7 protein-coding genes are annotated in these 11,170 nt (G+C 72.1%); 6 read left to right on the top strand and 1 reads right to left on the bottom strand.

The window, feature by feature from the left end; genetic code table 11:
• The first annotated feature begins 82 nt into the window (after positions 1 to 82).
• From E1287_RS39085 to E1287_RS39060, 6 genes are all read left to right on the top strand, one after another.
• On the top strand, positions 83 to 1,207 hold the full coding sequence (locus E1287_RS39085) for a polysaccharide deacetylase family protein (protein ID WP_131970484.1): 1,125 nt from the start codon (positions 83 to 85) through the stop codon (positions 1,205 to 1,207).
• Between the two features lie 236 nt (positions 1,208 to 1,443).
• The gene (gene rpsA, locus E1287_RS39080; RefSeq protein ID WP_131970482.1) at positions 1,444 to 2,946 is read left to right on the top strand and encodes a 30S ribosomal protein S1; all 1,503 of its coding nucleotides are present in this window, start codon (positions 1,444 to 1,446) and stop codon (positions 2,944 to 2,946) included.
• A gap of 226 nt (positions 2,947 to 3,172) precedes the next feature.
• On the top strand, positions 3,173 to 5,125 hold the full coding sequence (locus E1287_RS39075; protein ID WP_131970480.1) for an endonuclease/exonuclease/phosphatase family protein: 1,953 nt from the start codon (positions 3,173 to 3,175) through the stop codon (positions 5,123 to 5,125).
• Positions 5,126 to 5,162: 37 nt separating this feature from the next.
• Positions 5,163 to 5,717 (top strand): GNAT family N-acetyltransferase, encoded by a 555-nt coding sequence (locus E1287_RS39070; RefSeq protein WP_131970479.1) that lies wholly within the window; start codon positions 5,163 to 5,165, stop codon positions 5,715 to 5,717.
• A gap of 9 nt (positions 5,718 to 5,726) precedes the next feature.
• Positions 5,727 to 6,320: a dephospho-CoA kinase gene (coaE, locus tag E1287_RS39065; protein ID WP_131970477.1), complete on the top strand. Its 594-nt coding sequence runs from the start codon at positions 5,727 to 5,729 to the stop codon at positions 6,318 to 6,320.
• A gap of 149 nt (positions 6,321 to 6,469) precedes the next feature.
• Entirely contained in the window at positions 6,470 to 6,871 is a 402-nt protein-coding gene (locus tag E1287_RS39060; protein WP_131970476.1) for an SSI family serine proteinase inhibitor, read from the top strand.
• Between the two features lie 25 nt (positions 6,872 to 6,896).
• Here E1287_RS39060 and E1287_RS39055 read toward each other — a convergent pair.
• The coding region (locus E1287_RS39055; protein WP_131970475.1) for a pentapeptide repeat-containing protein at positions 6,897 to 11,170 on the bottom strand (4,274 nt) is incomplete at its 5' end.

Genomic DNA, 11,170 nt, shown 5'->3' with positions numbered 1-11,170 from the left:
GTACGGGAGCGGGTGTCCATAGATGTCCTGGGGGGCCTACTCTGTCCCCGGGTCCTGTTCGGGTCGACCGGCGGGGGGTACCGTGCCTCTGCTTCACAAGATCGCTGGAGTCGTGATCGTCTGCGCCGTGATCCTGGGGCTGACGCTTCCCGGTGAACGGCGGGCGCGGGAGAACGCGCCCGCGGCGGAGCGGGCCGGGAACTCGTCCGGGACGGCCGACGCCGCCAGTGCGGCCAAGGCGAGTGGGACGCCGGGGCCTGGCGAGTCTGCGTCGCCCTCGGCGTCCGCGAGCCCGACCGGGCCGATACCGGCGGCGGTGCCCGCGGCGGCGGCCGCCAAGGCGAACGAGCTGGGCCAGGTGCCGGTGCTGATGTACCACCGGATCGTGAAGAAGCCCGAGATGGCGCTGGACCGGTCGACCAAAGAGCTGTACGACGAGCTGACGCGGCTCGCCAAGGGCGGGTACTGCCCGATCACCGCGGGGGAGTTCGCGAGTGGGCGGTTCAACGTCCCGGCGGGGAAGCATCCCGTGGTTCTGACGTTCGACGACAGCACCCCCGGGCATTTCGCGCTCGACGCGTCCGGGCGGCCGCAACCGGACACCGCGGTGGCGATCATCCAGCAGGTGGCCCAGGAGAACCCGGGGTTCCGGGCGACGGCGACGTTCTTCCTGAACAAGGAGCTGTTCGGGCTGGAGGGCAGCCCGGTCACCGTGGCGCTGAAGTGGCTGACGCAGAACGGGTTCGAGCTCGGCAACCACACGATGAGCCATCCGAATCTCGCGGGCCTGTCCGAGAAGAAGGTGCGCGACGAGATCGGCGGGATGGAGGACCGGATCTTCCACCTGACCGGGGCGCACACGGCGACGCTGGCGTATCCGTTCGGGTCGGTGCCGCGCAAGGAGAAGTGGGCGCAGAAGGACGGCGCGCGGTACGCGTTCCAGGGGATCTTCCTGGCGGGGTGGCGGCCGTCGCCGTCGCCGTTCGCCGAGGAGTTCGACCGGTGGAACATCGACCGCGTGCGGTCCGAGGGCAAGATCAAAGAGAACGACTGCACGAAGTACTGCTCCACCGCGTGGCTTGAGTATCTGGACAAAAACCCTGATGAGCGGTACACATCTGACGGAGACCCGAACACCGTGACGTTTCCGAAGACGGCCGAGGACCGGCTGGACGGGGCGTACCGCGCGCGGGCGCGAACTTACTGACGGCGCGCCGCCGACCGGATTGACCACGGGAGTTCGGTCCCATATCCTGATCGCTGCGCTGTGGGCCTGCGCGCGCTTCGGACGGAGCAGGCTCGCGCTCGGTCAGGTCGGCGACAACGGTTCGGTTCTATGACGCGGCAGCGACCGCGTCCCATTCCGGTCTTCGGCAGGGCGGATACCGGCCCTCCGCGCACAACCCATACGACTTCCATGTCCGTACCGGAGCCAGCCGACACATGACGAGCAGCACCGAGGCCACCTCGACCACCCCGCAGGTAGCGGTCAACGACATCGGGTCAGAGGAAGCCTTCCTCGCCGCGATCGATGAGACCATCAAGTACTTCAACGACGGCGACATTGTCGAGGGCACTGTCGTCAAGGTCGATCGTGACGAGGTCCTCCTCGACATCGGCTACAAGACCGAGGGCGTCATCCCCTCGCGCGAGCTGTCCATCAAGCACGACGTCGACCCCAACGACGTCGTGTCCGTCGGCGATCACGTCGAAGCCCTCGTCCTCCAGAAGGAGGACAAGGAGGGCCGGCTGATCCTGTCCAAGAAGCGCGCCCAGTACGAGCGCGCCTGGGGCACGATCGAGAAGATCAAGGACGAGGACGGCATCGTCACCGGGACCGTCATCGAGGTCGTCAAGGGCGGTCTCATCCTCGACATCGGGCTGCGCGGCTTCCTGCCCGCCTCGCTGGTCGAGATGCGGCGGGTGCGCGATCTGCAGCCGTACGTCGGACGCGAGCTCGAAGCCAAGATCATCGAGCTGGACAAGAACCGCAACAACGTGGTCCTGTCCCGCCGCGCCTGGCTGGAGCAGACGCAGAGCGAGGTCCGCCAGACCTTCCTCAACACCCTGCAGAAGGGCCAGGTCCGCAAGGGCGTCGTGTCGTCCATCGTCAACTTCGGCGCGTTCGTCGACCTCGGCGGCGTGGACGGGCTCGTGCACGTCTCCGAGCTGTCCTGGAAGCACATCGACCACCCGTCCGAGGTGGTCGAGGTCGGCCAGGAGGTCACGGTCGAGGTCCTGGACGTCGACATGGAGCGCGAGCGGGTCTCGCTGTCGCTCAAGGCGACGCAGGAAGACCCGTGGCAGCAGTTCGCCCGCACCCACCAGATCGGGCAGGTCGTGCCGGGACGCGTCACCAAGCTGGTGCCGTTCGGCGCGTTCGTCCGCGTCGAGGAGGGCATCGAGGGCCTGGTGCACATCTCCGAGCTGGCCGAGCGGCACGTGGAGATCCCCGAGCAGGTCGTCCAGGTCGGCGACGAGATCTTCGTGAAGATCATCGACATCGACCTCGACCGGCGCCGGATCAGCCTGTCGCTCAAGCAGGCCAACGAGGGCGCGGCCGGAGTCGAGGAAGAGGACTTCGACCCGACCCTGTACGGGATGCCCGCCGAGTACGACGACCAGGGGAACTACAAGTACCCCGAGGGCTTCGACGCCGAGACGGGCGAGTGGCTGCCGGGCTTCGACGAGCAGCGCGAGACCTGGGAGCGGCAGTACGCCGAGGCCCGGTCCCGCTTCGACGCCCACCGTCGGCAGATCGAGGAGGCCCGCAAGGCCGAGGCCGAGGCCGGCGCAGCCGAGCCCGCGGGCTCGGGCGGCGAGCGCTCCGGCGGCGGCGGCGAAACGTCCTACTCCGGCGGCGGGGAGAGCGAGTCCGGAGGCGGCGCGCTCGCCACCGACGAGGCCCTCGCCGCGCTGCGGGAGAAGCTGTCCGGCGGCCAGTGAGCCATCGCTGAACCGCACCTTTGGGCGCACGCCGTCCGCGGCGGGCCCGTGATCCTGTGATCACGGCCCCGCGCGGCGGCCGGTGACGTACCGACCACGGCCGGAGAACGATCCCCCGGGATCGCGCTCCGGCCGTGCTCGGCTGCGCCGGGTTCGGTAGCCTCGCCGTCGTCCCGAAGGTCCCTTCATCCCGAAGGTCCGCTCGTTTCCCGGAGCACATGTTCAAGTGGCCAGCACAGAGGTAGGCACGAGGCCCGGCGGCCCCGCCCCCGCCGGGCCGCCGATCGTCCCGCGGGGCCCCGCCAGGCTCGCGCTGATCGCGGTCACCGTCGCGGTGCTCGCGCAGACGCTCCGCTTCTCGCTGCCCCAGCTCGACCGGTTCGCCGACTCGGCCGGGACCGGGGTCGCCGCCGGCGGCGTCCTCGCCGTGTACCTCGCCGGGTTCGTCGCGCCGCTGATCCGCCGCGCCGCCGGACCGCGCGGGCTGCTGATCGCCGGCGTCGGCGGGCTCCTCGCCGTCCGGCTGCTCGCGCAGGCCATCGACCCGCGCACCTGGCTGGCGTTCGCCGGCACCGCCATCGGCATGATCGCCGTCGCGGCGCTGTACGAGGGCGCCCGCGGCCTGTCCGGCGTCGGGTTCGCGACCGCCACGGTCGCCGGGCTGTCGATCGACACCGCCGTGCGGATGTGCTTCGCCACCTGGGACCCGGTGTGGCGTTCGGGCGTCGGGCCCTGGCTCGCGTGCCTGGCGTTCGTCGGCCTCGGCGCCGCCGCGCTGTACCGAGAGCTGTCGTCCGGGCCGGTCGACGCGCCCGGCATCTCCTGGCGAGACGCGATCGGCGCCGCCGCGTTCGGACCGTTCCTGGCGCTCCAGGTGCTCGTGCTGTCCAGCCCCGCGTTCGTGGCGTCGTCGGGCTGGCGGTCGCTGACCGCCGCGCACGTCGTGATCGTCGTCGGGCAGGGGCTCGCGCTGGCGTTCCTCGCGTCCGGCCTCGCCGTCCGGGCCGTGCCGGGCGGGGTGTGCGTGCTCGGCGGCACCGTCCTCGGGGTCGGCGCCGGAGCCGTCGCCGGGACGTACGCGGTCTCCGGCATCGAGGTCGTGCCGATTGTGATCCTCGGGCAGGTGCTGTCAGCGTGGCTGCTGGCGGTCGCGTGCCGGGCGCCGCTGCGGCGCGCGGGGACCGGCGGGCCGGTGTGGCGGATCGACGCCGGGGCCGCGATCGGCGGCCTGCTCATCGTCGTGATCCTCGTCCCGTACCAGGTCAGCGCCGTGTCGCCGCTGCCGTTCCCGAACAACCTGCTGCCCGGCCTCGCCGGGATCCTGCTCGGCGCCCTCGCCGCGATCGCCGCCGCCCGCGGCGGCCCGCTGCCCGCCCGCGCCCCGCTGCGCGCCCTCACCGCCGGCGGCGCCGCGCTCGGCCTGCTCGCCGGGACCGTGGTGTTCACCGTGGCCGCGCCGGACGGGAAGGCGCAGACCGCGGCCGTCCCCGGGACGGTGCGCGTGCTCAGTTACAACATCCACGACGCGGTCGACCAGTCGGGGCGCCTCGACCCGGAGGGCATCGCCCGCGTGATCGAGGGGCAGCGCGCCCAGGTCGTCCTGCTGCAGGAGGCCGGACGGGGCTCGCTGCTGTCCGGCACCGCCGACGTCGGCGTGTGGCTGTCGCGGCGCCTCGGCATGAAGCTGATCTGGGGTCCGGCCGCCGACGGGCAGTTCGGCAACGCGATCCTCACCTCGCTGCCCGTGCGCAGCTCCGGGACGGGCCGCATGCCGCGCGGCGACTGGTCGCAGATCCGCGGCTACGTCTGGGCGCGGCTCGGCGTCGGCGGCACCACGATGGACGTGTGGTCGACGCACCTGGAAGGCGGCGACGACAAGGCGGACGAGCGGTCCCGTTCGATCGCCGCGCTGCTGCGGGCCTGGGGCGGCGCGCCCCGCACGCTGATCGGCGGCGACTTCAACGCCGAGCCCGGCAGTCCGGAACTGGCCGCGATGACCGACGGAACCGACCTGCGCAGCGCCGCGATCGGCGACGACTCGTCCCCGACCAGGGCGGACGGCGCGCATGTCGACTGGATCTTCGGGTCGGACGGTGTCCTCGTCACCGAGTACGACGTTCCGGTCTCCCGGGCCTCGGATCACTATCCCGTCGCGGTGACCGTCCGGATCGGCGGCTGAGCGGACCGGGCCCGCGTTCCGCCGCTAAGGTCGACCCATGAGCGAAGCGAACCCGGTCGGTGCCGGGGCCCGCCCCGCCCCGGGGAGCGGTGCCGTGGGCGAGCCGCGGGTCGCGATCGAGCGGGCCGTCCCGGAGGACGCCGGGGAGATCCTGACCGTCCAGCGCGCCGCCTACGTCACGGAGGCGCAGCTCTACGGCGACCCGTTCATCCCCCCTCTGGTCGAGTCGGCCGAGCAGCTCCAGAAGGTCCTGGCCGGTGACGCGGTGGTGCTGAAGGCCGTGCTGGACGGACGTCTCGTCGGCGCCGTCCGCGCCCAGTTCAGCGATCACACGTGCCTCGTCGGGCGGCTCGTCGTCGTCCCCGACCTGCACGGCCGCGGGATCGGCGGGCGGCTCCTCGCCGCGCTGGAGGACGAGGTGACCGGACGCGCCGACGCGTGCGTCCTGTTCACCGGGCATCTCAGCGAGACGAACCTGCGCCTGTACCGGAGGCTCGGCTACGCCGAGACGCACCGGGAGCGCGTCGCGGCGCATCTCACCCTCGTCCACATGCGCAAACCCCTCGTCCCCGCCGGGAAGGCCGGCGGCTAGGGTGAGTCCGTGCTGAAAGTGGGACTCACCGGCGGGATCGGGTCGGGCAAGAGCGAGGTGTCGGCCCGCCTCCGCGAGCGCGGCGCCGTCGTGATCGACGCCGACAAGATCGCCCGCGAGGTGGTGGCGCCGGGCACGCCGGGCCTCGCCGCGGTCGTCGCGGAGTTCGGCGAGGACGTGCTGCTCCCGGACGGCGCCCTCGACCGCGCGAAGGTCGGCCGGATCGTGTTCTCCGATCCCGAGCGGCTCGCGGCGCTGAACGGGATCGTCCACCCGCTGGTGGGGGAGCGGACGAAGGAGCTGATGGACGCCGCCCCCGCCGACGCCGTCGTCGTGTACGACGTCCCGCTCCTGGCGGAGAACGGCCTCGCGGAGATGTACGACGAGGTCGTGGTCGTGGACGCCCCCGAGGAGGTCCAGCTCGACCGGCTGGTCGCCCGGCGCGGCATGACGGAGGACGACGCCCGCGCCCGCATGGCCAGCCAGGCGTCCCGCGCGGAGCGCCGCGCCGTCGCCACGCACGTCATCGACAATTCCGGCACGCTCGACGACCTGAAATCCCAGGTCGACGCCTTGTGGGAATCTCTCACCGTTCGCCGTTGAGCGGGTATCGCAAAAGGTGATGGGTCTCGTTATGGGGTGCCCTTAATACGGCACATCGCGTGATCACGCTTGCATGGCCGCATTCGGACGTCGTGGCATCTCGAATGAATGGTGTAATCGTGTGAACCGCTCCATTCTAAGGAGATGTCATGGCGCGCGTCACGCTTCGTGTAGTTCTGGGATTAAGCCTGGTCGCGGGCGGTGTCGCCGCCGCAGCTCCCGCCGTCGCGGCCGATTCGCCCGGGGCGCCGACGGAGATCAAGCTCGAAGTCGTCCCGCAGCAAAGCGGGCAGCCTCGTTTCGCGACGCTGACCTGCGATCCCGTCGGCGGCACGCATAAGAACGCGAAGGCCGCCTGCGCCGAACTCGCCCTTGTGAACGGCGATATCGCGCGGGTTCCACCGCAGACGGCCGGGTGCCTTCAGGTCTGGATCCCGGTGGACGCCGCCGCGGCCGGGACTTGGCGGGGCATGCCGATCAAGCCGTTCTCCCGGACCATCACCAATGACGGATGCGCCAGGATCGCGCACGGCCACGTCTTCGACTTCTGACGGCCGGAGCCGCTCGGAGACGGGCTCAGAAGGGCGCGTCCAGGGGGAGCTGGTGGACTTCGCGCAGGTAGGCGTCCAGCTCGCCGGGCTCGAAGCGGCACATGCCCACGGCGTACCAGAATTCGGCGGTGGCGTTGCCCTCCCACTTGTAGCGACCGTCGGGTGCGAGGGCGGCCCAGCCTTCGGCCAGGCCGAGGAGGGTGGCGCGGCGCGTGGGGGCGGTCTGGTCGGTGACGTCCCACAGGATGATGGCGCCGTCGTCGCCGGCCGTGGCGAGGTGGGCGCCGTCCGGGCTGAACGCGACCGACCAGATGCGGCGGGTGTGTCCGGTGAGGGTGTGCAAGGACTCGCCGGTGGACGGGTCCCAGAGGCGCACGAGCATGTCGTCGCCCGCGCTTGCGAGCAGGGTGCCGGACGGGTGGAACGCGGTCGTCCACAGGCGGCCGGTGTGTCCGGTGAGGGTGTGCAGGGACTCACCGGTGGACGGGTCCCAGAGGCGGACGGTGCCGTCGTTGCTGGCGCTGGCGAGGGTCTCCCCGGACGGCGAGAAGGCCACACGGTAGACGCGGTCGGTGTGTCCGCGCAGGACGGCGGTGAGTTCGCCCGTGCGCGGATGCCAGAGCCTGGCGAGGCCGTCGTCGCAGCCCGTGGCGACCAGGGCGCCGCCCGGCTGGAAGTCGATGGAGCGGACGCGGCCCCTGTGGTCGGCGAGGTTCACGATCTCGCGGCCGGTCGTCCAGTACCAGAGCCGGACGGAGTCGTCGTCGTTGGCGGTGGCGAGGACGTCCCCGGCGGGCGAGAACGCCTGCGCCCACACGTGGTCGGTCTCCGCGTGCAGCTCGCGCTCGAACGTGCCGGTCCCGGCCTGCCACAGGTGCACGCCGCCGTCGTTGGTGGCGGTGGCGAGCTGGGAGTCGCGGGTGTTGAACGCGGCGGAGGTGAGGTTGTCGGCGACGCCGCGCAGCTCGCGGATCATCCGTCCGGAGCGCGGCTCCCAGAGCCGGACCAGGCCGTCGTTGCCGCTGCTGGCGAGCATGCCGCCGTCCGGGCTGAACGCGACGCCGGTGACGCGGCGGCCGTGGCCGCGCAGGACGACGCGGCACTGCCCGGTCTCGGCGTCCCACAGGCGGGCCGTGCCGTCGTTGCTGCTGGTGGCGAGCTGGGCGCCGTCCGGGCGGAACGCGAACGGCCACACGGCGCCGCGGTGCCCGGCCAGTTCGAGGCGCTGCCGGCCGTTCCGCGGGTCCCAGAGGCGGACGGCGCCCGCGCTGTCGGCGGTGGCGAGGCGGCCGCCGTCCGGGCTGAACGCCGCCTGGTAGATGGCGCCCCGGTGGCCTTGCAGGGTGGTGCGCTGGAGCCCGTCCTCCCAGATCCGGACGGACGCGTTGGTGTCGCCGGTGACGAGGAGGTTCCCGTCCGGGTGGAAGGCGATGGCGTAGACGCGCCCGGTGTGGCCGAGGAGTTCCTGCCTGATCTCGCCGGAGCGGATGTCCCAGAGCCGGACGGCGCCTTCCTGGTCGCCGGCGGCCAGGAGGGAGCCGTCCGGGTGGAACACAGCCCGGTACACGGCGCCCCGGTGCCCCGTCAGCTCGCGCTGCAGGGCGCCTGTGACGAGGTCCCAGACGCGTAGCGTGCCGCCTGCGTCGCCGGTGACCATGAGTGAGCCCGCGGGGTCGAACACCGCCGTGTAGACGGGCGCGGTGTGTCCGGGCAGCTCGTGCAGTAGGGCGCCGGACGCGGCGTCCCAGACGCGGATGGTCCCGTCGGCGGCGCCCGCTGCGACGAGGTCGGCGCCCGATGGGGAGCGTCCGCCGACGACGACCGGCCACACGCCTTCGGGGTGGACGGTGAAGGTGTGGGCGGTGTGGCCGGTGGCGAGGTCCCAGAGGCGGACGGTGCCGTCCGCGGAACCGCTCGCCAGGAAGTTGCCCGGTGTGTCGAACGCGACCGCGTAGGTGCGGTCGGTGTGGCCCTGGAGCGTGCGCAGCGGAACGCCCGTGACGGCGTCGCACACTAGGACACCGCCGTCCTCGCTGCCCACGGCGAGGACGGATCCTCCCGGGCTGTAGGCGAGTGGATGGGGAAGGCGGCTCGTCTGGAAGTGAAAGCCGTAAGGGACGCCGACGGCGGGCGGGGCGATCTGGATGTCGATGGGACGGCCCGGGGCGATCGCGGCCTCGCGCAGTTCGGGCGCGTTGGCGATCCGGTCGGGGAGCATGGCGTCCACGAGGGCGGCGCGCGTCCAGCGGCTTCCGTCGACGGTGACGTCCCGCAGGTCGGCGCGGGCCAGGCGGGCCCGGGACAGGTCGGCGCCGCGCAGGTCGGCGCCGGCCAGGTTGGCCTCGTCCAGCCGCGCCCCGGCGAGGGACGCGTCTCTCAGGACGGCGCGCGACAGATTCGCGCCGACGAGCTGCGCGTCGGTGAGGTCAGCGCCCGTGAGGTCCACTTCCTGCAAGTCGCGGTAGGACAGATCCTCGCCCTGCAGGCGCGCGCCACGCAGATCGGTACGCGCCGGTGTGCGCAGGCGGGTGGTGATGCGGATCGCGTTGGCGCGGGCCGTGTCATCGGCGTCAGGGTCGGTGAGCACCCCGCCCGCCCACTCCTGGCAGGCGCGGGTGTCGGCGAGGTCGCAGAGGAAGTCGACGGTCAACTGGGTCAGGGCACGGCGTCCCAGCGCGGACGGTGCCGCGCCCTTGGCGAACTCGTCCGCGATGTGCCGCGCGACCAGCCATTCCATGACGGACGTGTGGATGAACCCGAAAAGGCCCTCGTCGGTGCGGATCAGCAGGCTTCCGGCGCCGACCGCGTGCGTCACCTGGTGCGGCGACATGCGTCCTCCGGCGAGGCCGGTGAGCGTGTCAGAGACGTCCGTGAGCTCAGCGAGGCGCAGGAACTGCTCGTTGCCCTCCCAGAGCCGCAGCGCGAGCGTCCCCACGGCACGCCACATGTCGTCGGCCTTCAGCCCGGACGGGCCGCCCGATCCGCCGACCCGGTCGGCCTCGTACGCCAGCCACGAGGACAGGATCTCGTGGTACAGGTCGGCTGGGCTGACGGCACGGCGCGCCTGCGCGACCGCGCGGAGCCGCTCGTCGGGCAGGTCGGCGATGAACGACAGCATCCGCGGATTGGACGTCAGCGCCAGCAGTTCCTCGATGCCCGCCAGGAGGTCCAGGCGCGCCTCGGCCGCGTCCTCGTCGCCGTACCGGTTCAGCAGGTACGAGCGGACCTGCGGCGGCGCGAAGTCCTCCAGCCCGAGGACGCGCCGGTGCGGCAGCACGCCGACCTTCTCGCCCAGTGCGGTGAGCACCTGCGCCTGGGACTTGAAGTGCTGCGTGCGGCTCGCCACCACGATCTTGGCCTTGTCCTGGGCGGCCTGCAGGAGCGTGTCGAGGTGGTCGGCGGCCTTGTCGTAGGTCATCCGCGTGACGAGTTCGTCGAACCCGTCGAAGAGCAGCACGATGCGTCCCTGGCGGAGCATGTAGTGGAACGCCTTGAGGTCGATGAGCTCCTCGCCGTGGTTGGCCAGGTGCGCGGCGACGAGACCGTCCACCGAGTGCGCCTTGTCCAGTGCCCGCAGCTCGATCAGGATCGGGATGACGTGCGGGAGTTCCTCGGGGATGCGGCGGGCCAGCTCGCGCAGGGCGAACGTCTTGCCGCGGCCGAAGTCGCCGAGCAGCAGCAGGAACCGTCCGTGGTCGGCGGCCAGCAGACGCAGCATCTCGCCGACGACGTCTTGGCGGACCTCCGTGATCGAATGGCTTTCCTCGCCGGACGCGGTGTCGCTGCGGAGCCGGTCGAGTTCCCGGTAGCGCTGCGGGACGTACAGGGTCGGCGGATACAGGCCGCCTGCGGAAAGCCGTCCCGTCTGGGCCGTCACGTACTCGGACAGGTCGACGAGCCCCTGGAACTCGGTGAGGCTGCGCACCCGGATGCCGCGTCGCAGCGCGTCGTCCCGTAGCGAACGGGCCGGTGCGGGCCCCAGGTACACCAGTTCGGACCCGTGGTCGGTGCCGTCGGCGTGCACATGGCGGACGAACGCGTCCACGTCCGCCTCGGTGACCTGACCCACGTGGGCGCCGATGCGGTACTGCCGGACGAACCCGTCCTCCAGGTGGGTCAGCAGCAGGTGCGGCGGGTCTGCGCGGCCGTCCTCGCCGGGCGGCGGGACGATGCGCCGGATGCTCGCGCGCTCGAACCGCGTCTCGCACGCCTCCGTCAGGCGGTCGAGCAGCCGCGCCGTGGGGTCGGGCACGGGGTCGACGGCGCCGTTCGCCCTGGGGCCGATCTCCGGGGCGGGCG

It is taken from the genome of Actinomadura sp. KC06 (assembly GCF_004348735.1).
GTDB lineage: Bacteria > Actinomycetota > Actinomycetes > Streptosporangiales > Streptosporangiaceae > Spirillospora.
Note: the sequence above shows the minus strand (reverse complement) of the source record. Positions and strands in the feature narration are given on the sequence as shown.

What these genes read in the sequence shown, in the direction of transcription:
- E1287_RS39060 (WP_131970476.1), top strand. Translation starts at nt 6,470, where the DNA reads ATGGCGCGCGTCACGCTTCGTGTAGTTCTGGGATTAAGCCTGGTCGCG.
- E1287_RS39070 (WP_131970479.1), top strand. Translation starts at nt 5,163, where the DNA reads ATGAGCGAAGCGAACCCGGTCGGTGCCGGGGCCCGCCCCGCCCCGGGG.
- rpsA (WP_131970482.1), top strand. Translation starts at nt 1,444, where the DNA reads ATGACGAGCAGCACCGAGGCCACCTCGACCACCCCGCAGGTAGCGGTC.